This is a genomic window from Terriglobus roseus DSM 18391, from assembly GCF_000265425.1.
GTDB classification, from domain to species: Bacteria; Acidobacteriota; Terriglobia; order Terriglobales; family Acidobacteriaceae; genus Terriglobus; species Terriglobus roseus.
This window is the reverse complement of sequence record NC_018014.1, coordinates 1,555,997-1,578,282: the sequence shown is the minus strand read 5'-3', so window position 1 is coordinate 1,578,282 and position 22,286 is coordinate 1,555,997. Positions and strand designations below refer to the sequence as shown.

Annotated in this window: 20 protein-coding genes, 1 pseudogene and 1 riboswitch; of the genes and pseudogenes, 7 read left to right on the top strand and 14 right to left on the bottom strand. The window is 60.8% G+C overall.

Features of this window, described 5'->3' with window-relative positions; translation table 11 throughout:
• Nucleotide 1: 1 nt before the first annotated feature.
• Both thrC and TERRO_RS06585 read right to left on the bottom strand, forming a co-directional pair.
• The gene (thrC, locus tag TERRO_RS06590) at nucleotides 2-1,300 is read right to left on the bottom strand and encodes a threonine synthase (RefSeq protein ID WP_014785217.1); all 1,299 of its coding nucleotides are present in this window, start codon (nucleotides 1,298-1,300) and stop codon (nucleotides 2-4) included.
• Between the two features lie 150 nt (nucleotides 1,301-1,450).
• Nucleotides 1,451-1,552: riboswitch (SAM riboswitch) on the bottom strand.
• A 76-nt stretch (nucleotides 1,553-1,628) separates the two neighbouring features.
• Nucleotides 1,629-2,717 (bottom strand): hypothetical protein, encoded by a 1,089-nt coding sequence (locus TERRO_RS06585; protein WP_014785216.1) that lies wholly within the window; start codon nucleotides 2,715-2,717, stop codon nucleotides 1,629-1,631.
• A 188-nt stretch (nucleotides 2,718-2,905) separates the two neighbouring features.
• On the opposite strand from TERRO_RS06585, the gene TERRO_RS21915 reads away from it, so the two are divergent.
• The gene (locus TERRO_RS21915) at nucleotides 2,906-3,652 is read left to right on the top strand and encodes an alpha/beta hydrolase (RefSeq protein ID WP_014785215.1); all 747 of its coding nucleotides are present in this window, start codon (nucleotides 2,906-2,908) and stop codon (nucleotides 3,650-3,652) included.
• Here the strand turns inward: TERRO_RS21915 and TERRO_RS06575 are convergent, their stop codons facing one another.
• The gene (locus TERRO_RS06575; RefSeq protein WP_041593079.1) at nucleotides 3,653-4,036 is read right to left on the bottom strand and encodes a response regulator; all 384 of its coding nucleotides are present in this window, start codon (nucleotides 4,034-4,036) and stop codon (nucleotides 3,653-3,655) included.
• A 161-nt stretch (nucleotides 4,037-4,197) separates the two neighbouring features.
• Between TERRO_RS06575 and TERRO_RS06570 the strand changes: the two genes are divergently transcribed.
• On the top strand, nucleotides 4,198-5,301 hold the full coding sequence (locus tag TERRO_RS06570) for a homocysteine S-methyltransferase family protein (protein ID WP_014785213.1): 1,104 nt from the start codon (nucleotides 4,198-4,200) through the stop codon (nucleotides 5,299-5,301).
• The gene (gene metH / locus TERRO_RS06565) at nucleotides 5,298-8,009 is read left to right on the top strand and encodes a methionine synthase (protein ID WP_014785212.1); all 2,712 of its coding nucleotides are present in this window, start codon (nucleotides 5,298-5,300) and stop codon (nucleotides 8,007-8,009) included. Before TERRO_RS06570 ends, metH begins: the two co-directional genes overlap by 4 nt.
• A 50-nt stretch (nucleotides 8,010-8,059) precedes the next feature.
• Here metH and TERRO_RS06560 read toward each other — a convergent pair whose 3' ends face one another.
• Nucleotides 8,060-10,165 (bottom strand): M3 family metallopeptidase, encoded by a 2,106-nt coding sequence (locus TERRO_RS06560; protein WP_014785211.1) that lies wholly within the window; start codon nucleotides 10,163-10,165, stop codon nucleotides 8,060-8,062.
• 131 nt (nucleotides 10,166-10,296) lie between these two features.
• Here TERRO_RS06560 and TERRO_RS21910 point away from each other — a divergent pair, with 131 nt between their 5' ends.
• Nucleotides 10,297-10,698 carry an ester cyclase gene (locus TERRO_RS21910; RefSeq protein WP_014785210.1) on the top strand — a complete coding sequence of 134 codons (402 nt, stop codon included), beginning with the start codon at nucleotides 10,297-10,299 and terminating at the stop codon, nucleotides 10,696-10,698.
• A 14-nt stretch (nucleotides 10,699-10,712) separates the two neighbouring features.
• Here TERRO_RS21910 and nuoI read toward each other — a convergent pair.
• A pseudogene (gene nuoI / locus TERRO_RS06550) lies at nucleotides 10,713-11,234 on the bottom strand (NADH-quinone oxidoreductase subunit NuoI); the annotation flags it as partial.
• A 21-nt stretch (nucleotides 11,235-11,255) separates the two neighbouring features.
• Between nuoI and TERRO_RS06545 the strand changes: the two are divergent.
• Nucleotides 11,256-11,975: a hypothetical protein gene (locus TERRO_RS06545; protein WP_014785208.1), complete on the top strand. Its 720-nt coding sequence runs from the start codon at nucleotides 11,256-11,258 to the stop codon at nucleotides 11,973-11,975.
• A gap of 32 nt (nucleotides 11,976-12,007) precedes the next feature.
• Here TERRO_RS06545 and TERRO_RS06540 read toward each other — a convergent pair whose 3' ends face one another.
• Nucleotides 12,008-13,039, bottom strand: coding sequence for a DUF4105 domain-containing protein (locus TERRO_RS06540; protein ID WP_245536234.1), 1,032 nt, complete (start codon nucleotides 13,037-13,039; stop codon nucleotides 12,008-12,010).
• A gap of 127 nt (nucleotides 13,040-13,166) precedes the next feature.
• Between TERRO_RS06540 and TERRO_RS06535 the strand changes: the two genes are divergently transcribed.
• Nucleotides 13,167-14,282 (top strand): carboxypeptidase-like regulatory domain-containing protein, encoded by a 1,116-nt coding sequence (locus TERRO_RS06535; RefSeq protein WP_014785206.1) that lies wholly within the window; start codon nucleotides 13,167-13,169, stop codon nucleotides 14,280-14,282.
• 17 nt (nucleotides 14,283-14,299) lie between these two features.
• On the opposite strand, the gene TERRO_RS06530 is transcribed toward TERRO_RS06535, so the two are convergent.
• The 8 genes from TERRO_RS06530 to TERRO_RS06495 form a co-directional block, all read right to left on the bottom strand.
• Nucleotides 14,300-14,752, bottom strand: coding sequence for a type II toxin-antitoxin system VapC family toxin (locus tag TERRO_RS06530; RefSeq protein WP_014785205.1), 453 nt, complete (start codon nucleotides 14,750-14,752; stop codon nucleotides 14,300-14,302).
• On the bottom strand, nucleotides 14,749-15,003 hold the full coding sequence (locus TERRO_RS06525) for an AbrB/MazE/SpoVT family DNA-binding domain-containing protein (RefSeq protein ID WP_014785204.1): 255 nt from the start codon (nucleotides 15,001-15,003) through the stop codon (nucleotides 14,749-14,751). The genes TERRO_RS06530 and TERRO_RS06525 overlap by 4 nt, the downstream gene beginning before the upstream one ends.
• 36 nt (nucleotides 15,004-15,039) lie before the next feature.
• Entirely contained in the window at nucleotides 15,040-16,620 is a 1,581-nt protein-coding gene (locus TERRO_RS06520; protein ID WP_014785203.1) for a UbiD family decarboxylase, read from the bottom strand.
• A 156-nt stretch (nucleotides 16,621-16,776) separates the two neighbouring features.
• Nucleotides 16,777-17,172, bottom strand: a complete 396-nt coding sequence (locus TERRO_RS06515; RefSeq protein WP_041592488.1) for a hypothetical protein — start codon at nucleotides 17,170-17,172, stop codon at nucleotides 16,777-16,779.
• Between the two features lie 284 nt (nucleotides 17,173-17,456).
• Nucleotides 17,457-17,927 (bottom strand): flagellar export chaperone FliS, encoded by a 471-nt coding sequence (locus tag TERRO_RS06510; protein ID WP_014785201.1) that lies wholly within the window; start codon nucleotides 17,925-17,927, stop codon nucleotides 17,457-17,459.
• A gap of 23 nt (nucleotides 17,928-17,950) precedes the next feature.
• The gene (gene fliD, locus TERRO_RS06505) at nucleotides 17,951-19,306 is read right to left on the bottom strand and encodes a flagellar filament capping protein FliD (protein ID WP_014785200.1); all 1,356 of its coding nucleotides are present in this window, start codon (nucleotides 19,304-19,306) and stop codon (nucleotides 17,951-17,953) included.
• Between the two features lie 162 nt (nucleotides 19,307-19,468).
• On the bottom strand, nucleotides 19,469-20,323 hold the full coding sequence (locus tag TERRO_RS06500) for a flagellin (protein WP_014785199.1): 855 nt from the start codon (nucleotides 20,321-20,323) through the stop codon (nucleotides 19,469-19,471).
• 132 nt (nucleotides 20,324-20,455) lie between these two features.
• On the bottom strand, nucleotides 20,456-20,794 hold the full coding sequence (locus TERRO_RS06495) for a rhodanese-like domain-containing protein (RefSeq protein WP_014785198.1): 339 nt from the start codon (nucleotides 20,792-20,794) through the stop codon (nucleotides 20,456-20,458).
• A 58-nt stretch (nucleotides 20,795-20,852) separates the two neighbouring features.
• Between TERRO_RS06495 and TERRO_RS06490 the strand changes: the two genes are divergently transcribed.
• Nucleotides 20,853-22,283: a sigma-54-dependent transcriptional regulator gene (locus TERRO_RS06490; protein WP_014785197.1), complete on the top strand. Its 1,431-nt coding sequence runs from the start codon at nucleotides 20,853-20,855 to the stop codon at nucleotides 22,281-22,283.
• Nucleotides 22,284-22,286: the final 3 nt, after the last annotated feature.

The following is a 22,286-nucleotide window of genomic DNA, read 5'->3' as shown; positions in this document are numbered from 1 at the left end:
GTTACTTCCCTCCTGCAATGGCCAGTTCGGGTTCTGCAGGTGCAGTGATGCCGTCCAGCTCGTTGATGTAATCCTCAAAGTCCGCCAGACGCGGGCGAACTGCGCGGCCCAGCGTAAAGCGGTCTGCGATGCAATCGGTAGTCTTGAGGCCGTTGCCCGTGATGCAGACCACCGTGGTCTCGTCCGCAACGATGCGTCCCTGCGCGATGAGGCGCGCGGTAACTGCGGTCGTCACGCCGCCGGCGGTCTCGGTGAAGATGCCTTCTGTCTCCGCCAGTTCCTGGATGCCGCTGACGATCTCGACGTCTGAGACATCCTCAGCCCAGCCGCCCGTCTCACGAATCATGCGTGAGGCGAAGGGACCGTCTGCCGGGTTGCCGATGGCCAGCGAGCGAGCGATGGTGTTGGGCTTCTGCGGTGTGATGGTTTCGGTGTTGTTCTTCACAGCCTGCGCGATGGGCGAGCAGCCGGTAGCCTGTGCGCCGAAGAAGCGTACATGCTTCGCTTCGACCAGGCCGAGGAAGGCAAGCTCGTCGAAGGCCTTCTTGATCTTGCGGATCAGCGAACCGCCGGCCATGGGCACGACGACGTTGTCAGGCAGCTTCCAGCCGAGCTGTTCTGCGATCTCGTAGCCGACCGACTTCGAACCCTCAGCATAGTAGGGTCGCAGATTCACGTTCACGAAGCCCCAGTTGTACTGGTCGGCAATGAGCGAGCAGAGGCGGTTGACGTGGTCGTAGTTGCCGTCGATGCGAACGAGGCGCGCGCCGTAGATGAGGGTGTTGAGGATCTTCGCGGGCTCAAGGTCGGCTGGGACGAGGATGCAGCTCTTCATGCCAAGCCGGGCGGACTGCGCAGCGACTGAGTTTGCAAGATTGCCGGTCGAAGAGCAGCCGACGACATCGAACCCGAAGGCGCGGGCGTTCGCGAGCGCCACAGCGACGACGCGGTCCTTGAACGACAGCGTGGGAAAGCAGACGGCGTCGTTCTTCACATAGAGATTGCTTGCGCCCAGGCGCTTGCCCAAGCTCTTTGCACGCACCAGCGGCGTCAAGCCGACGGGCAGGTCGGGCTGAAAGCCCTCGGGGATGGGCAGCAGGCCGCTGTAGCGCCACATGTTGTCGGGGCCGGCTTCGATGGCCTTCTTCGTGAAGATGGTGCGTGCGGCTTCCAGGTCGTAGCGCACTTCCAGTGGCGTAAACGACTCATCGCAGATGGAGAGCGGCTGGTTGCCATAGCTCTTGCCCGACTCCTTGGAGTAGAGCTCGTACGGGGTACACGCAGACGAGGCAGACGACATGAATCCTTCTTCCTTAGAGCGGAAGAGGTGTGCGAAAACGTGCGACGCTCTGCTGGGAAGACGCACCTGCCGGAATGGCCGCGTGCGGATGGAAGTCTGATTAGACGGTCATACCGCTTGCCCACACCGTGCGTGGGGGCTGTATCCCGAATCTCATGTTCCCTGTTGCCCAGGAGAGAGGTGACACCGGTACAGACTCGTCCGGTTGTCGTGGCGTCGCAGGGCTCGTCCCTCAGCCACTCTTCATGAAACTCAGGCCTGCAACCTTACAGTTGCAGACTTGATTGAACCTTTGTAGCACCTTGGGTCGACGGATGCAATGGCGGGGCTACTGCGGTGTTGATGTGGCAGGAGACGCCGCAGGCTCTTCGGGCGCCGTGGTGCTGTTCGGCAACCCTTCTGGCGAGTCCGTCCTGGCGATCGGCCCGCCCATGGGTGTGGCCGCGTCTTCAGAGTTGTCGGGCACCATGTCACCCACCTCAAAGATCCGCGCATTCTTGGGTAGGCGCATTCGGCCTTCGGAGAGATAACCGGCGGCGAGTGCGCCGGCAAACTCGGGCTGCAGCACGATGAGCGGCAACATGTACTTTTTGCTCTTCACCAGCGACTCCGCGACGCCATCGACCGCGTGGCTGCGCTTTACCGTGCCCGGCACCTGCAGAATGGTGAAGGCGGACATCTTCAGTTCCGGGTGCTTTTTGCCGTACTTTACCAGCGACTTCGCCACCTGCTTCGGCGTGGTGATGCCAAGATCTGCGATGAAGCTGCGGTGGATGGCGTCCGGAAAGTAGATGCTGAGCACGACGCGCGAAAAGTCCGCACAGTTATGGAAGAAGATATTGAAGTGGCCGATGTTACGGCGATCGTTGAAGTACGCGATCAGGTGCTCGTCCTCTTCAGTCGTCGTTTCCGCTTCGAAGCCGTGAATCTTGCGATCGAAGGAAGAGCCGACCAATTGCGTCCACTCGCCTTTCGGAACTTCCCCATCCTGTTTGGCCGGTGCAAGCTGCTGGAGATGGGCCCGCCAGTAGGCATCGCGCAGCACCTTCACATCTTCTTTCGTGACGGACTTCGGCACCTGCGAGGCCTCCTCTACGGAATAGAGGTAGGGCACAAGCGGCATGGCGATCCAGTCGTTGTGATGGATTTTGTGATATCGGCTGATGACGACGCCGAGTTCGCCCGGCTGACACGTGCGAAGCTGTGTGGGGGTTACGGCGCAGACTTTGTTCAGGTAGACCGCGGCGTGTCCCGTCGGATTGAAGGCGCCGAAACGTCCATAAGGCTCTTCCATCAACAGTGCGACCGACGCATGCGCGAAGGTCGCGCAGTGCAGCACAACAAATGCCGCGGCGAAGCGCTTGAGCCATCGAAGGCATGAAGTGGACTGCGGTATGTGACCGCGGATAAAACTCATCTTCTGGACTCCAAAGCGCTGCACATCCCCCAAGTTCTTCTTGCGTCTCCGGGTTAGGATGTAGCGTTTACTTCCCAGGTTTGTAGTGCCGTCAAGATGGAAGACCCGTAACCGAGCGCAAAGTGTTGGTCTGCGGGGGTACATTGAGTGATCGGTTCGCACGCCTGGGATCATCCAAACTAAGGCCAATGCCTCACTTCCCTCTCCTTCTCCGGATCGCCACAGCGACTTTCTTCGCTGGCCTGGCGACCGCTGTGCCCGCTCAATTTTTGCTTCCGGCAAAGACCGCCGATCGGCCCACGCTTGTGCTTGGCTTCATGGGCGGTCGCGTAAAGGCCAGCAACTTCGTCCATAAGGAAGCCGTGATCGCCCGCGATCTACGAGAGCGCAACGGAGAGCGGCTGACCGTGCTGACGTTTGCAAATCATGACGCCGGACGAGCGATGAACGCTGTCCTTCACTATTTGGACGAAGACGGCAGCGGCACGCTTACCGATGGTGAAAAGAAGAATGCGCGCATCGTTCTGTACGGCCATAGCTGGGGAGCATCGGAGACGGTGAACATTGCGCGCCGGCTTGAACGTCTGGGTGTGCCGGTGCTTCTGACTATCCAGGTGGATTCCGTGCAGAAGTTCGGCGAGGACGACCAGACGATCCCCGCGAACGTCCACCGGGCCATGAACTTTTACCAGACGGAGGGCCTGCTCAGCGGCCGCCGCAGCATTCGCGCAGCCGACCCTGCAAAGACTATGATCCTTGGAAATAACAGGGTCAGTTATAAGTCGTCGCCAGTGGATACGAGCGAGTTTCCGTGGTTTGCACGCACGTTTATGCGTCCGCACATTGAGATCGAAAACGATCCGAAGGTCTGGGACAACGTGCAGGCAATGATCCAGCAGGAAGTGGACACAGAGACGCGGACGCAGTCGCCGTAGCTAGCTGGCTTCCGTGATCATGCCCTTGACGCCGGAGACAAAGCGCTGCGGGTCAAACTCCGTCCGCAGAATTTCGTCGGGGCAGTCGGTCATGATCGCGACACGCCAATTGCAGACAAATGCCACCATCTGATCGGGCTGTGCTGTCTTGATCTCAGAACACATCTCTTCCGCGTCGCTGACCTTGTGTTCGCCTTCCACGTCGATCAGCACCAGGTCATAGTGCTTGCCCCAGAAGAGCGAGAGCCCTTCCGCGGTCGACAGGGTGGAATCGACAAAGAAGCCAGAAAGCCGCAGGATCTGGTCGCGCAGGGGACGTAGCATCTCGCGCGCGCAGATATGCAGGATGCTTTTGGCCGAAGGATCGGGGGGTAAGGGGGACATGTGTGTAGGTCGCTCTGTCTGCAGTCGAAGGCCAGGCTCCGGGGAGGGCCAGGATTCGAATGCATAGGTGCGATACCAGTAGTTTACCGGACGCGAACCCACCATGGCTACAGGCGCAGGCCCTTGGTACTTCCTGCGTTCGATATCATCTAATCTTCGCCATGTTGAAGAGTAAACACGCACTAAGCAAAGTCCTGGAAGACCGCATCGCCATCATTGATGGTGCGATGGGCACGACCATCCGCACCTATGGCATGACAGAAGCCGACATGCGCGGCGAGCGTTTCAAAGACGCGCCCAAGGATCTGCTGAACAATGGCGACATCTTTTCGCTGACGCAGCCGGCAATGATCTGCGATATTCACCAGCGTTTTCTAAACGCTGGCGCGGACATTATCGAGACCAATACCTTCGGCGCCACGGGTATCTCGCAGAGCGAGTTTTTCGTGGATGATCCGCGCGAACACGGTGGCCGCAAGGATCCGGAGTTTTACCAGAAAATCATGGACGACCCCATGCTGAATGACCTGGCCTGGGAGATCAATGAGACCTCTGCACGGCAGTGCCGTGAGCTCGCCGACCGGACGTCGAACGACACGGGTCGTCAACGCTTTGTGGCAGGTGCGATCGGGCCGCTGACGGTGTCGCTTTCGAACTCGCCCGATGCCGATGATCCCGGATTTCGCGTCGTCACGTTCGACCAGGTGCTGACCGCGTACAAGCACCAGGTGCGAGCGCTGATCGCCGGTGGGTCGGATGTTCTGCTGGTCGAGACAATCTTCGATTCCTTGAACGCGAAGGCTGCACTTGTGGCCATTCGCGAGGTCTTCGATGAAGACAAGCAGGACCTGCCGGTGATGATCTCTGCTGCGGTGGGCCGCGGTGGCGAGACGATGATCTCTGCGCAGACCGTGGAAGCTTTCTGGAACGCGGTGAAGCATGTGAAGCCGCTGAGTGTGGGTTTGAACTGCTCCATCGGACCCGACCTGATGTATCCGTTCCTGACGGAGCTGGCGGCAAAGGCAGACACTGCGATCTCCTGCTATCCAAACGCAGGCCTGCCCAATCCCCTTTCGCCAACGGGCTTCGATCTTGAGCCGGATGACATGGCGCGCTTCCTGGGCGACTTTGCGAAGAACGGACTGATCAACATTGCCGGCGGATGCTGCGGCAACACGCCGGACCACATCGCCGCGATTGCAAAGGCGCTGGAAGGCAAGCATCCGCGCGAGTATGCACTGGAACTGGCAGGTGCACGCGCATGACCGGTGACAGTAAGCCCCTCCGTTTAAGCGGATCACAGCCCTTCACACAGCAGGCCGGCGTCTTCATCATGCTGGGCGAACGCACCAACGTGGCTGGTTCGCCGAAGTTCGCGAAGCTGATCAAGGAGGGCAAGTACGAAGAAGCCGTCAGCGTCGCGCGCCAGCAGGTGGAGAATGGCGCGAACGTCATCGACATCTGCATGGACGAGGGCATGATCGACGGCGTCGCCGCGATGAGCCGCTATCTGCAGCTGCTCGCCAGCGAGCCTGAAGTGGCCAAGGTGCCCTTCATGGTCGACTCCTCCAAGTGGGAGGTCATCGAGGCCGGGCTGAAGTGCCTGCAGGGCAAGGGCATCGTCAACTCCATCTCGCTGAAAGAAGGCGAGGACAAGTTTCGGCAGAATGCGCGCACCGTGTTGAAGTATGGCGCGGCCGTTGTCGTGATGGCCTTCGATGAGCAGGGCCAGGCCGCAACGTATGAAGACAAGATCCGTATCTGCGAGCGCGCCTATCGCATCCTTGTCGATGAGGTTGGCTTCCCTGCCGAAGACATCATCTTCGATCCGAACATCCTGACCGTTGCGACGGGCATGGAAGAGCACAACAACTACGCCGTCGACTTCATCAACGCGACGCGCTGGATCAAGGCGAACCTGCCGCATGCGAAGGTGAGCGGCGGCGTCAGCAACATCTCGTTCAGCTTCCGCGGGAACAACAAGGTTCGCGAGGCGATGCACTCGGCCTTCCTGTATCACGCGATCGCCGCGGGTATGGACATGGGCATCGTCAACGCCGGCATGCTGGAGCTTTACGACGCGATTGAGCCCGAGCTCAAAGTGCTTGTCGAAGATGTCCTGCTGAATCGCAGGCCGGACGCGACGGAGCGACTGGTCGACTATGGCGAGCAGCTCAAGGCCGCAGGCACCAGCAACCCGGAAGCAGCCGCGAAGAAGGCCGAAGAGTGGCGCAGCGGAACGGTCGAAGAACGTCTCTCCCATGCGCTGGTTAAGGGCATCGATGCGTACATCGACGAAGACACGGAAGAGGCTCGCGCGAAGCTGGGGCGTCCGCTGCTGGTGATCGAAGGCCCGCTGATGGAGGGCATGAGCGTTGTCGGCGATCTCTTTGGTGCGGGCAAGATGTTTCTGCCGCAGGTGGTGAAGTCGGCTCGCGTCATGAAGAAAGCCGTCGCGTATCTCTTCCCGTTTATGGAAGCCGAGAAGGCCGAGATGGCCGCGGCGGGCATCGTCATGCGCACGCAGGGCAAGATTGTGCTCGCGACGGTGAAAGGCGACGTGCACGACATCGGCAAGAACATCGTTGGCGTGGTGCTTGCCTGCAATAACTACGAAGTCTTCGACATGGGCGTGATGGTGCCCGCGGAGAAGATCCTTGCGCGCGCGAAGGAAGTGAACGCAGACATCATCGGCCTTAGCGGTCTCATCACGCCTTCACTCGACGAGATGGTGCATGTAGCGAAGGAGATGGAGCGACAGGGCTTCACGATCCCGCTGCTGATCGGCGGTGCAACGACAAGCCGCGCGCATACAGCCATCAAGATTGCTCCGCACTACGGTCAACCTGTGGTTCATGTGACCGATGCAAGCCGAGCTGTGCCGGTGACGACGAACCTGTTGAGTGAAGACAATCGTGCGCAGTACGTGGCACAACACGCCGCGGAGTACGACGCCGTTCGCAAGGCACACCTGGCACCCAAGCAGCCCATGGTGCCCATCGCGACGGCACGCCTGCGCCGCACGCCGATCGAGTGGCGCAGCGAAGAGATTGCACAGCCGGAGTTCTTCGGCGTGCGCGTGCTCGATCACTTCCCTCTTACGGAACTGCGCGAGTACATCGACTGGTCGCCCTTTTTCCATACGTGGGGATTGAAGGGCATCTATCCACGCATCCTCGACGACAAGCTGCAGGGGGAAGAGGCGCGCGAGCTCTACGTAAACGCGAACAAGATGCTCGACCGCATTGTGGGTGAGAACCTGCTGCGCGCGCGTGGTGTGTATGGATTCTTCCCGGCGAGTGCAATTGGGGATGACGTTGAGCTCTACAGCGATGCGTCACGCTCAGAAGTCCGCGAGCACTTCTACTTCCTGCGGCAGCAGGCGCATCGCGATGGCAACGAGCCATGCCGTTCGCTTGCTGACTTCATTGCGCCGAAGGAGACTGGCCTGCCAGATACCATCGGTGCCTTCGCCGTTACGTCTGGACTTGGTTTGAAGGAGTTGTGCGACGGATTCCGCGCGCAGCATGATGACTACAGCGCCATCATGGCTGAGGCTGTCGCGGATCGTCTTGCGGAGGCGTTCGCGGAAGCGCTGCACAAACGTGTGCGCGATCAGTGGGGCTTCGGCTGCAATGAAGGCCTGACCACGCAGCAGATCATCGCAGAGAAGTACCGTGGCATCCGCCCGGCGCCCGGGTATCCCGCATGCCCAGACCACACGGAGAAGGGCACCATCTGGCGCCTGCTGGATGCACAGGCGAACACCGGCATTGAGATCACCGAGTCCTTCGCGATGTGGCCTGGATCGAGCGTGAGCGGCATCTATTTCGCACACCCCGAGTCGCGATTCTTCTCGCTGGGCAAGATCGATCGCGACCAGGTGCAGGACTATGCGAAGCGTAAGGGCATGCCGCTGGTGGAAGTTGAGCGCTGGCTTGGGCCGAATCTGAATTACGATCCGGAAGCCTAGCTTCAACAAAGGCTGTCATCCTGAGCGACGCTGGATGACAGCCCTAGGTTCTATCCAGCAACGGCCGAGTCAGGGATGCCGCGCTGCTGCAGCATCGGTCCGATGACGGGATCGCGGCCTGCCCACGCACGATAGAGGTCCGCAGGATCAGCCGTGTTCCCGCGTGAGAGCACCATGTTGCGCAGGCGATCGCCGTTGGCGCGCGTGAGTCCGCCGTTTGCTTCGAACCAGTGGTAGGCATCGCTATCCAGCATCTCCGCCCACAGGTAGGCGTAGTAGCCCGCGGCATAACCGCCGCCAAAGATATGCGAGAAGTAAGTGGAGCGATAGCGTGGCGGGACGAGGTACATTGCCACGCCGGCACGCTCCAGCGCCGCCGCTTCAAAGGCGGACGCATCCTGCGCTTCGCTGTCGGCAGGCAGTGTGTGCCACTGCATGTCCAACTCAGCCGCAGCCAGGACCTCCGTCAGCGCGTGCCCGCCATTGAAGTTCTTCGTCGCCTTCAGCTTTGTCTGCAGATCGGCAGGCATCACCTCGCCCGTCTTCCAGTGCTTCGCGTAGTTATTGAAAATGGTCGGGTAGGAAGCCCAGTGCTCATTGAACTGCGATGGGAACTCCACAAAGTCGCGCGGGACCGCTGTACCGCTAAGCGACGGATAGGTCGCCTCACTGAAGAGACCATGCAGCGCATGACCGAACTCGTGAAAGAGTGTCTGCACTTCGTCGCTATCGATCAGCGATGGCTCATCCCCCACAGGCTTCGTGTAGTTGCAGACGTTCGTGATGATGGGCGCGTGATTCAACAGCTTCGACTGTGTCAGCAGAGAACTCATCCACGCTCCACCGCGTTTTGAATCGCGGCGGTAGAAGTCGCAGTACAGCAGTGCGAGATGTGAGCCGTCCGCATTGAAGACCTCGTAGGTCACCACGTCCGGGTGGTAGACCGGCAGATCGTTCCGCCTGCGGAAGGTAATGCCGTAGAGTTCCGTCGCCGCGAACAAGACACCGCCTTCGAAGACGCGGTTCAGTTCGAAGTACTGCTTCACCTCGTCTTCGTTGATGTCGTACTTTGCCTTGCGAACGGCCTCGGCGTAGAAGGCCCAGTCCCACGGCTCCAGCAGGAAGCCATCGCCAGTCGCTTCAATCAGCGCCTGCATCTCGCGTGCCTCAGACTTGGCGCCGCTCAGAGCAGCGGGGACAAGGTTGTCCAGAAACTTCACAGCAGCATCCGGGGTGCGCGCCATCTGGTCTGACAGCTTCCATGCGGCGTAGCTCTTGTAGCCCAGCAGGTTCGCACGCTGCGCGCGCAGTTGCGCCAGCCGCGAGATCATCTCGCGTGTGTCGTGATCGTTGCTCTGCTCTGCCCGCGTGAGCGACGCCTTCCAGAGTGCCTCGCGTGTCTCACGATTGGTCAGCGACGCGAGCGCCGGCTGTTGCGTGGTGTTTTGCAGTGAGAGATAGAAGCCATCCAGCTCGCGCGACTTCGCTGCCTCGGCAGCTTCGGCAATCTCGGCATCGGACAGGCCATCCAGCGCTTCGCGCGTCGCCACGTGCAGGCCGCCTTCCTTCATCGCTGCCAGCACTCGGTTAATGAACTTTGCCTGCAGCGTCGATTGCTCGGTGTTGAGCGCGCGCAGCGTGTTCTTATCTGGCTCGCTCAACAGCGCGCCGGCCTTCACGAAGCCGTCGTAGGTGATCTCTAACAGACGCATCGACTCCGCGTCGAGTCCCAGCGACTCCCGCTGCTCATACAAAGACTTCACGCGCGCGAACAAGCGTTCATCCAGGTTGATGCTGTCGCTGTGCGCGGACAGCTTTGGCGCGACATCCTGCTGCATCTGCTGGAGCGCAGCGTTCGTGTTCGCTCCTGCGATGGCGTAGAACGCTGTGGCCACTCGGCTCAACAGGTCGCCACTCTTTTCCAGCGCAACCAGCGTGTTGTCAAAGCTGGGGGCGTCGGGGTTCGCGATGATGGCGTCCACCTCGGCACGGTTTTCGGCCATGCCGGCTTCAAACGCGGGCATGTAGTGCTCTTCGCGGATCAGGTCGAACGGTGGCGCGGAGTACGGAAGCGTGCTGGGCGCAAAGAAGGGATTGCTCGCATCGAAACTCGGGGTCGTTCCCGTTACTGCCGGCGTTTCATTCAGAACTGTCATGCTTCTATTCTCCGACCGCGGAGCCGTTTTGCGAAACCGGTCTCCGATTGGCGGAATTTACGAGCGTTCCTCGCAAATTCTCTTGCCACACCTTTCGATGCTGCTTAGTCTGCCTGGACTGGAGGAAAGCCATGCAGGATGTTCGGGAATTGACGCACCGGTGGTTTGAAGAAGTTTGGAATCAGGGACGGCTGGACACCGTCGATGAGCTGCTTGCAAGCAACGCGCAGGCGCACGGCTTTCCTGATGCGAACTCGGTTCAGGATGCCGCTGGCTTCCGCGCGACGGTCGTGCAGTTGCACGAAGCGTTTCCGAAGATCCACCTGAAGGTGGAAGACGTCTTCGTGGAAGGTAACAAGTCCGCGGTCCGCTGGACGGCCGCGATGCACGCCAGCAAAGACGCGTCGGACGCTCCTGCGGAACTGTCAGGGTTTGCTACCGCAGAATGGTCGAACGGCCAGATCGTGAAGGCATGGAACTTTGTCGACATGGCGCCGGCCGTCCGCAAGATGCAGGAGATTTCGGCGCTGTAGCGTCCAGCGTCGATCTACGAGAGCAAATCGACGCGGTCTTCGCTGCTGCCCGGCTTCAACGGCTTTGCCGCCGTGGGCATCAACAGATCTTCCTTGCGCATGACCAGGTTGGTCGCATTCAGGCTGGCCAGCTCAAACCCGTGGCCGTGCGTGATTGCATCCGTGGGGCATGCTTCGACACAGTAGCCGCAGAAGATGCAGCGGTTGTAGTCGATGTTGTAGACCTTCGCATAGCGCTCGGCGGAGGAGATGCGCGTCTCTTCGGTGTTCTCCGCAGCTTCAATGTAGATGCAGTTCGACGGGCAGGCTGCCGCGCACAGAAAGCAGGCGACGCACTTCTCCAGGCCGTTCTCGTCGCGCTGCAACTGGTGCTTGCCGCGAAAGCGCTCCTGAAAGATGGCGCCACGCATCGGCCCGGGGCCGTCTGGGTAGTTTTCGACCTCTGACGGCTGCAGCATCTCCTTGAAGGTGATGCTCATGCCCTTGGCGATGCCTGCGATATTCTTGACGACTGACATGGCTTGAGTATACGACGGCGCTTCCGGTAGTGTTCAGAGATGCTGTGCTTCTCCCGCTCCGCCATCGTCGCCGTCCTCCTGCTGCCAGTGGCTGCGCTGCCCGCTCAAACCGCTCCAGCCGCCGGCCCGAAGCCGGCGCCACGCAAGACGCTGTCCACGCCGCTGCCCAGCGCCGCGGCATCTGCGCCGAAGACCGCCGCTCCGCAGTCCTTTCCGCAACTGAAGCCATATGAGTCGTGCTCCTTCCCGGACGGCCTGCAGATTACGAACATCGTTCCCATGCCGGACGATGTGAAACAGCGTCCGGTACAGTCCCACGGCAAGGCAGGCACCGTTCCCCTGCTCGCCGGCCGGCGCGTCGATTTTGCCTACCCAGGATCCGATCCGTACGCCAGCGCCAAGATCGAACTGCTGCCCGAAGCGAACTTCATCGCCAATCGCAAGGCGCTCTTCGACGACTTTGACGACATCATCGCGTCCGACAAGAACGTATCGCGCAACACCACGCGGAAGTCGCCGTTCAACGCCTTTAGCATTGCCGGCCTGGATCGCAACGCGGTAGACGGCAAGACGCTCGGCATCTACCTGCTGATCGACGACCGCACGCACGTGGTGACGACCGTGTACCTGCTGAACCCCGCAAAGACGCCGATCAAGACTGCAGCGGACTACGCCCGCATGCGTGACACCTTCCTGTTCAACTACACCAAGTGCATCCGCAACAACCAGAGCGGCGTGCTCTTCGGAAACTCAAAGTAGCGTCACGGATGGAACCGGCTGGATCGATCTGTCTACTCTGATCCAGCCGGCTCCAGCGCCGTTGGAGTGGCCGCCACAGTTTCTTCCGGCCCGGTCTGCATCAACGGCGGCATGGGCTGCGCGCCTTGCCCCAGCTTCCAGCGGCCATGCCGCAGGTACAGCGCCTCCAGTACCAGCGGTACCTCTGGCTGGATGACCAGCAGCGTGAAGAGGTACCGCTTCGTCTTCAACGCCGATTCCACCCCGCCCCACACCGTCTTGCTGCGTCGCAGCGAACCCGGTATCTGCGCAATCTCCCACACATGCATGTCCAATTCCGGATGCTTCTCCGCGTATCCGGTCAGGCTGCGCACCACGTGCTTCGGCGTCATCAGGCCGTAGTCGGCGATGCGGTCAGCGTGACGCACCGCACCGGGGTAGTACAGATTCAGAAGCTCCGCCGCAAAGTCCGCGCAGTTGGCGCCGCTCAGGTGATAGCGGTGGCGATTCGCCTGGTCGTTCATCACCGCGACCAGCGTCGCATCCTGCTCGGGCGTAGTGGACACTTCATAGGCCCACAGGCGCCGCTGATATGCCATGCCCGCAGTCTCCCACCACTCATCCAGGTCGTGCGCATGTTTCGCGCTGCCATCGCCATTCATGGTTCCCTGCTTGCCGTCGGGAACCACCTCGCGCAGGAAGCGTTCGCGGTACCTTTCGCGCATGGCCCATACCTTCTGCGGCGTGGCAAAGGCGAGCACCTCTGCTGGGTCGTGCGTGGCGTAGAGGAAATCCATGATGGGCGTGGCCAGCCAGTCATACTGACCAATCGCGTGGTAACGCGCCAGGACAACGCCCTGCGGCTCGTCCGGCCGGCACAGTCGCACCTTCAGCGGACCGTCCGCACAGACATGGTTCAGATAGATGGCCGTATGCCCCAGTGGCATCATGGTGCCGAAGCTGCCGAAGGGCTCACCCACCAGCACGGCAAGTGAAGCGCGTGCAGATTGCCAGCTTACAAAAGCCAAGGTCAGCGACAGCAGGATGCTCGCGCGCCAGAGAGGGCGCGACGGTGCCTCGTTCACAATCTCTCCGAACCGCGATGGGGGAAACGACGCGGCAGGTGTATAGATGCCACCCATCTGCGGCTGGTCTGTCGGCCAGAAGCAGCCATGGCCGATGTTCGAACGCTAGCCCTCGGATGGCTGCACGATGCCTGCATCCAACACCCAGTTCATGTTGAAGATTCCCTCAGACCCCCGCGGCCTTTGGCCGCTCCAAGAGCGTGCGGTCGCCGGCCTCCTCGCACTGTCCGCCCTGTCTGCGCCCGCGCTCCACGCGCAGCAGTGGAACACCCTTGCGCCTGTACACCCCATCCTGTCGTCTGCCGATGCAGGCCAGCAGAACGTCACCTACTGCAACCTGAACGGTCACGTGACCTCGCCCGAAGGTGATCCGCTGCCCGGCGCAAAGGCGGAACTTAGCGCGCCGCTGCTGCCCACACGCGAGGCAGAGACCGACGCCAACGGGAGCTTCGCCATCAGCGATCTGCCGCCCGGCAACTACACCGTCGTCGTCTCGCGCGACGGCTTCAGCCCGGTCTCGGGCGTGGTGAAGCTGGCCCCAGAAGCGAACACGGCAACGACGACGTTCACACTGCATCCAGCGGCAAGCGACTCGGTGAGCGTTACGGCTTCACAGAAGGACATCGCCCAGGCCCAGATCCAGATGGCGGAGCAACAGCGCGTGGCCGGCATCATCCCCAACTTCTTTGTCAGCTACATGTACCGGGCCGCACCGCTGACCTCCGGACAGAAGTTTCGACTCGCATTTAAGAACGCCAGCGATCCCGGCAATCTACTGCTGGTAGGCACGGTAGCAGGTGTCCAGCAGGCAGCGAACGCCTTTCCCGGGTATGGTCAGGGGGCAGCCGGCTACGGTCGCAGGTATGGGGCAGATCTGGGCAACCTCGTCTCCGGCACATTCCTGGGCGGAGCGATCTACCCGTCCCTCTTCCACCAGGATCCACGCTACTTTTATCGTGGGACAGGCACCGTACGGAAGCGCTTTCTCTATGCCGTCACCCGGACCGTTGTGACACGTGGTGACAACGGCCGGCACCAGTTCAACTATTCGACCGTGCTGGGCGACATGTCCGCGGGTGCTCTTTCGAACCTCTACTACGCGCCGGAAGACCGCAAAGGCGCCAGGGTCACCGTCGTGAACGGCCTGCTCGGCATCGCCGGGGACGCCATGAACAACGTCTTTCAGGAGTTCGTCCTGAAGAAGCTGACGACGAATAGCAAGCGCAACACGATCCGGAAATAGACGGACTGAATGGCTTGCTATAGCGCCTGGTTCCGCTGTGAAGCTTTCCGGTGGCGGGCGATTAGCTCAGCGGGTGAGAGTGCGTTGAGTTTTGAGAACGCATCCCGGTAGAAGCGTCCGTCCCTGGTCAATAACCTGTCTGCGGCCTGCATTGCATGGGCTGCGACCAGGAAGTCCGGCAAGATGCGGGTACGCTTACCACCACGACGAAGATGCTCCGCAAAGAACTTACCGGCGAGGAAGGCTCCACGGCGATCCAAATCGGAAACCGTAATCGCAAGGCGACTCAACAACGCATCGAGTGGGGCCTGGTCGGGGAAGCGGGGAGCCAGTTCCGCGTAGCAGATGGTGCTGATGGTCAGCGATCCATCTCCGGAACACAGCAGGAGCGCCTCTTCGGCATCGTCTGCCTTTCCAGCATCACTGTCGATCAGGTCAAGAAGAACGTTCGTATCGATCGCGGTAATCATCGCGACCGGATAACGCGCATGTACTCATCGACAGACGCAAAGCCATCAGCCCTCAGCGCACCCGTCTGAGACCCTTTGTATTGCGCGAGGGCCTTGCGGATCTTCTCAAGATTCTTCTTCGGTCGAAGGGTAAGAACCTTTCCCTTCAATTCGAATTCGACCGCCGAGTCCTTGCCAATCGCCAACTCTTCGCGAATGGCCTTGGGGATCACGACCTGACCGCGCTCACCGACCTTCGCTGCGAGTTTCATACCGCAAGTATGAAATACAGCGAAGGCCGGTGCAAGCTAAATACCAAGTTTCGACCAGATAGCGTCCACGTGCGTCTTCACATCCTTCGGCATCTCCAGCATCTGCGGCCACGGCCGTGTGAAGCCTTCTGCGGCCCACTTGCGGGTGGCGTCGATGCCCATCTTGCTGCCGTAGTTCGGCATGCGGGACGCGTGATCGAGTGAATCGACGGGGCCCAGCGTGAACTGAATGTCGCGCTCCGGGTCGATGTTGTTCGCAACGCGCAGCACGACCTCGCCCACATCCTGCACATCGCAATCCTCGTCGACGACCACGATGCACTTCGTGAACATCGCCTGACCCAGCGCCCAGATGCCGCTCATCACCTTGCGCGCCTGTCCCGCGTAGCTCTTACGGATCGAGACGAGCATCAGGTTGTGCGCGACGCCCTCGGGCGGCAGGTTGATGTCCACAATCTCCGGCATCGTCAGCTTGATCAGCGGCAGGAAAATGCGCTCGACCGCCTTCGCCAGCCATGCATCTTCCATCGGCGGCTTGCCGACGACGGTCGCGGCGTAGATCGGGTTCTTACGGTGCGTGATGGCCGTCAGGTGGAAGACCGGGTACTCCTCCGGCATGGTGTAGAAGCCAGTGTGATCGCCGAACGGTCCTTCCATCCGCAGCTCGCCCAGTTCGACGTAGCCCTCCAGGATGAACTCGGCGTGCGCTGGCACCTCCAGGTTCACCGTCTCGCATTTCACCAGTTCCACCGGCTGCTGCCGCAGGAAGCCGGCGATGAGGAACTCCTCGATCTCGGGCGGTGCGGGAACGATGGCGCTGAAGGTCATGGCTGGATCGGTGCCGATGGCGACGGCCACCTCCATCCGCTCGCCACGGATGCGCGAGAGCGTCACGCCGGGCAGACTATCCGCAGCCGCACCGGAAGCACTTGTGCCGCCGGCTGTCATGGCCATCAGGTTTACGCGCTCTGCATCACTGGTCGCCGTCGCGCGCAGACGATCACGCAAGTGTTCGGCAGCATTCTTCTGCCGCTGCCAGTGCATCCCGGTCGTCCGCTCGTCATAGACCTGCATGCGGTACATACCGGTGTTACGCTTGCCGGACTTAGGATCGCGCGTGATGACCAGCGGTAGCGTGATGAAACGCCCTGCATCGCCCGGCCAGGTTCTGAGCACGGGGATATCCAGCAAGTCGATACTGTCGCCCGTCTGGATCACTTCCTTGCAGGGTGCGTTGCGACGCTCGATCACCTTCGGGAAGAACGACCCGATCTCCGCCAGCATGGGCAGCATCTTCAGCTTGTCCATCAACGTCGACGGCATCTGCGGCTTCAGCAGGGTGTCGATGCGGCCGGCGATCTCGTCCAGCGAGTTGCACTCCAGCGCCATGCGCATCTTGCGCTCACTGCCGAACTGGTTCATCAGCACGCGGGCGCCAGGATGGCCCTTGATGTTTTCGAACAGCAGCGCCGGACCGCCTTTGCCGCCGTTCATCTTGGCGGCACGATCCGCTATCTCTGCCATCTCCAGGTCAGGATCGACCTCGATCTTGATGCGCTTCAGTTCCCCACACTTGTCCAGCCGCGCAATCCATTCGCGCAGGTCGCGATAAGCCATGATGCTGTTACTCCAAGCCGCGCCGCGTAAACGTTGGCGCAGGTCTCATGGTATCGCTTGAGGCCGTCGCGCAGCCCACCAGCGAGCGCTCACTTGGGCCGCATACAAGAACACCCGCCATGTTGGCGGGTGTGTCATTGCGAAGCGGAAAACCTGTTACGCGGCGCGAATACCAGTACGCTCCGAAAGGCGGCTGTTCGCTTCAGCGATCAGCTCCGTCAGTGCGCTCACGCGATCCTGAGCCGAAGCAGAAGCCTCCGCCGCGACAGCTTTGATACCGGTGATTTCCGCCAGGTAAGCAACCTCCCGCTCAAGAGCGGTAAGGGAGACGCTGGAGTCCGACTGACCTGTAACGACTGGACCATCCAGTTCGGCACGCGAGACGGGACCACGATGCATCCACTCTTCCAGATCGCTCGTGCGAGCGAGCACCACATTGCTGGGCGCACCTGGTGGGCGGTGAATCGGCAGGTCAAGCGTCTTCTCCCAACGCTGCACGGTACGCACTCCCTTACCGAAGAAGTGCGCGATTTCTTTCCAGGAACTCAACATTTTGCTCAAACTACACCTCGGCAGCGGGGGGATGATGGCATGCACTGCGCATACCGACTTTTAACGACCAGGCTACATAGGAAAAGATGCGCTACCACCCACCTTGGTTTCCTTAGCAGACTAAGTGATATTGTGCCAGATACCCGACAAATCGGGCCTGTTAACACTACTTATTGGCCAAAAGCGTTAGTATCTTCCGCTCCTCAACGTTGAGGAGCAAAGTTTCATGCAGAGTACACCTGACAACGCCAATTCGCGGCAATATCTTTCGATACCGATCGAAATCAGGCGCTCCATTTGGTCGTTTGGACGGTATTGGCACTTGCCGGTGGAAATAACGCCGATGCCTGCGGACGCCGTTCCTGCGCGGTACGCAGTTCGCGTGGCAGGACACGGTTCGCCTCAGGATCGCGAGCGACGATCACCCACGCCTCCTTCACGTTCCGCACGCAGTCAACGACCTTGCGTAATTCCTTAGCAGACCCCGCGCTGGAAGCCTCCAGTGTCATGGTGAACATGGCTGCATAAAAGTCAGAAAGAGCCCGCGCCGGCTCGCCGCCGATATCCGGCCGCAGACGCGCTTCGAGATACATCAGGATATCGAGCGAACGCTTCACTGCAAAGCGGCGCTCGATAACATCGTCGTCGTCTGCCGCGTCCGCTGCCCGATGAAGAAAACGGATCCAGCCGTCGTACAGGGCAACGATCAAGTCCACGCCGGTAGCTCCGGCAAGCGCATGTTCCTGATAGTTCATCGTTGTCACCCTCCGCCGAAAAATTAGCTGCTCTTATAACCCGTGATCGCTGCAAAGATCTGGTCGATCTCACTGAGTCGAGACGGTATGCTCTGCAGAACCTCGTTCGCCGAGTTCAGTTCGCTGGTCAGCTGGGTCTGGTAGGTTGCCAATCGCGTCTCCAGGTTGGTCTTGTTGTCGGCAAGCGTCTTCTCCTGCGAGGTGTTTTGAGCGCTCCGCAGAGCCAGCGCGCCATTCCCTGAGTTCCCCAGACCGTTCAGGACTGTGGTCAGGTTCTGTCCGAAGTCGCCTACATTCTGGAAGAAGTTGCTGACTCCGGCAAAGTTGGTGGAGAGCGCCGTCGAGAGCGCACTGCTATCCAGCGATAACTGCCCGCCCGTGCCGACCGTGATACCCAGTTGCGCCAGGTTGCTGCTCTTGCCGGTATTGCCTGTCGCAAAGGCCAGTGCCGTGGAGATCTGCGATTGGATCAGCGACAACGTCTGGTCGCCGAAAAGAGGCTCCGCAGCACCCGTCGAGTTTTTCGCCTCTTGGCCCGCGAGCGCCGTCGCGAGAGTATTAAACGCCGAGACGAAGCTGGCAAGGGCGGACGAGATGGTGCTGGTGTCGTTCGCAATCTGCATCGTCACAGCGCGGCTCGTCGTCCCCAGCAACTGAAAGGTCACGCCGTTCAACGCGGTTGAGATGGTGTTGGAACTGCTCGTGAGCGGTATCCCGTCCAGCGTGTACTGCGCATCCGCCGCAGCCTGCGTTTCGGTCATGCTCACGCTGTTACCGCCCGAATCCGTCAGGCCGCTCGCGTCGATCGTCAGCTCGTTCTCCGCACCGCTGGGTCCCGTCAGCGACAGCCGCGAGCCGGTGCTGTCCGTAATGACCGTTGCGCTCACGCCCTCGTTCAGATTGTTGATCGCCGCCGCCAGGCCCGCGACGCTGTTGTTCGTCGCATCCAGCGTGATGGTCTTACTCGCGCCCGAGCCGATCTGCAGTGTGAAACTGCCGCCAAGCGTAAGTCCCGACGGGATCGCACTTGAGTGCACCTGACTTGAGTTGGCCAGATTCTGCACTGTGAGCGTGTGCATGCCGGCCGAAGCGTCCGTCGTCGCATTGGTCAGCGCGACCGCCGACGTATCGCTCACAGCGCCTTGCTTCTGAGAGAACGCCCCATCAAACGCAGTCAGCGTCGCCAGCGCTGTCGAAAGAGCAGACATGTCCGTTCCCAGCGAACTCAGCGCCGCGTCCTGCGCAGTCAGTGCCGTCGTCTGCGTCGCCCACGCAGTCTCCGGCGCACGCATGTTCGTCATGATGCTGGTCACGGTGGCGGCGACGTCAAAGCCTTTGCCGCTTGTCGCCGATCCGAAACTGATCCCGACCACTGCCATGTTGCACTCCTGTCTGCGCATCGATGCACGCGCCCTGCCACGGCAAATGCGCTGACGATTAGTGGCACGTAAGAAACACGCAGGCAAGACCGTCCTGCACAGCGAAAAAGAATGGGCGCGAATGAATTTCATCCGCGCCCCATTTGCCCTGCGAACCGCTAATTATTGCAGCAGCTTGGTAACTTCCTGCTGCACGCTGTTGGCCTGCGCCAGAGCGCTGATACCCGTCTGCGACAGCACCTGGTACTTCGACAAGTTCGAAGCGGCCTGGCCATAATCCGTCGCCCGAATACTGTCTTCCGCCGCCGTCAGATTCGTCTGCTCGCTGGCCGCGACCGACTGTGCCGAAGCAAGCTGGTTGATGTCGGCGCCCAGGGTGCCGCGCTGGTAGGCAACGTCGCCGATCGCGCTTGTCAGTGCCGTAAGAACGCTGGTAGCCGAAGACGCCGACAGGGACGAGATCGAACTCGCGGTGAAGTCGACGCCGCCACCGCCGCTGGTGGTACCCACGCTGGAAGCGCTCAAGGTGCCCACCGTGTCGCTGTAGGTGGACGAACCTGCGGTTGTGCCGTCAGAGACGAAGAAGTTACGCGCCGTGGACGAGAAGACCGACGTGCCGTTGAAGTTGGTCGTGGAGCCAATGTTTCCGATCTGCGTCAGGATGTTCTGGTACTCCTGGTTCGCAGAAGAGACCTGGCTGGTGCTCAAAGTGCCGTTTGCCGCCTGCGTTGCCAGTGTCACAGCGCGATTCAGCAGCGAGGTCACCTGCGACAGGGCACCATCGGCGGTCTGCAGCAGACCGGTCGCATCGCTGGCGTTGCGCGTGGACTGCGACAGGGCGGTTACGTTGGCCGCAAGACCGTCCGCAACAGCCAGGCCGGCCGCATCATCCGCGCCTGAGTTGATGCGCGAACCCGAGGAAAGCTGCTGCAGCGTCTTCGAAAGATTCGCCCGCGTGTTGCTCAGACTGTTCTGGGCGTAGATGGCAGAGATGTTATTCAGTACACCGAGGGACATCGCTTTGCTCCTGCTTATCAGCGTTTTGAGATTGAACTTCTACGCCATTCCACGGCGCTCAAAAGCTCTATCGGCGTCACCGCCAACAGCATGAGGAAAGATATTGCATGTCACTGGTAGAAGCGGGTTCGCTTAATACAACGGCACCGCGCCGTCGATCTCGCGCGTCCACTGGTCGATCCCGCCCGCCATAGACTGTGCCTGCTCAAAGCCTTCGCGCCGCAACCATGCCGTCACGGACAACGACCGCGCACCATGGTGGCACACCACGACGATGTGCGCATCCGGGTCAAGCTCCTGGTTGGCGCGCGCCGGGATCTCTCCCATGGGCACGTTCAGGCTGCCGCTGATGCTGGCCGTGGCAATTTCCCAAGGTTCCCGCACATCCAGCAAAGTAAAAGGGGTTCCGGCTGCGCGTAGTTGCGCAACCTCCGCGACGCTGATCTCATAGGGCAACACAAGATTCAGCATACGCAAACTTAGTTGGCTGCGCGGCATCAAACGACAGATCGAACGAGAGAGGGTTTCATTGGCACAGACCAAAGTACTGGTCGTCGAAGACGAGCCGAACGCACGCGCAGGACTGGCGGAGCTGATTGCATCCTGGGGATACCGTACGGAGACCGCCGTGGACGGCGCTGCCGGCCTTGACGCCGTCGTGCGCTGGTCGCCGGACGTCGTCGTGACAGACATGATGATGCCGCGCATGGACGGCCTGCAGTTGCTGGACCGCATCAGTGAACTTCCACAGCAGGTTGCCGTCGTCGTGCTCACCGCGCAGGGCTCGATTGACTCTGCCGTCGATGCCATGCGCATGGGCGCGTACGACTATCTGCAGAAGCCGGTCGATCCGCAGCGCCTGAAGACCATCCTCCAGAACGCGCGACAGCAGACGGAAGCCAACGAAGAGATCGCACAGGAGGAGTCTGAGGCAGAGGCCACCGGCCGACTGGGCCCGCTGGTCGGCTCCTCGCCGCAAATGCGCGAGATCTTCACCATGATCGAAAAGATCGCGCCCAACAACGTCAGCGTCCTCATTACGGGCGAGAGCGGCACCGGCAAGGAACTTGCCGCGCGCGCGCTGCACCTTATGAGTGGCCGCCGCAACAAGCCCTTCGTCGCCGTAAACTGCGCGGCCATTCCGGAAACGCTCATCGAAAGTGAGATCTTCGGGCACGAACGCGGCGCCTTCACCGGCGCGCAGGAGCGTCGTGCCGGCTGCTTTGAACTGGCTGAAGAGGGCACACTCCTTCTCGACGAGATCGGCGAGATGCCCGCCGCAACCCAGACCAAGCTGCTGCGTGTCCTGGAAGACCGCAAGCTGCGCCGCCTGGGCTCTCGCGACGAAATCCCGGTCAACGTGCGGGTGATCGCAGCCACCAACAAAGATCCCCACACAGCCGTCTCCGCAGGCGAACTGCGCGGCGATCTCTTCTACCGCCTTAATGTCTTCAATATCCAGATGCCGCCCCTACGCGAACACCGTGACGACATCCCCGCCATGGTCGCGGCCATGATCGACGAGATGAACACGCGTCACGGAACTACGGTACCCGGCATTGCGCGGCCCGTCATGGAGCGCTTCCTGACCTATAGCTGGCCCGGCAACGCACGCGAACTGCGCAACACCATCGAACGTGCGGTCATCCTCTCCAACAACAAAACGCTTGATGTCTCGCACCTGCCCCCGGGCTTTGGAGACGCGGCGCACACCCCACCCGCACACGGCGCACATCTTTCGAGTGGTGCCCATTCAGCCGTAACGGAAAATGCAGTCGCCAGCGACATGGTTCACCTCAGCGTCGGCACAACAGTCGATGAGGCGGAGAAGCAGCTCATCCTGAAGACGCTCCAGTCCACGCGCAACAACAAGACGCGCGCGGCAGAGATCCTCGGCATCAGCTCCAAGACGCTGCAGAACAAACTCAAGGAATACGCACTCGACGATAAGGAAGCCTGATTC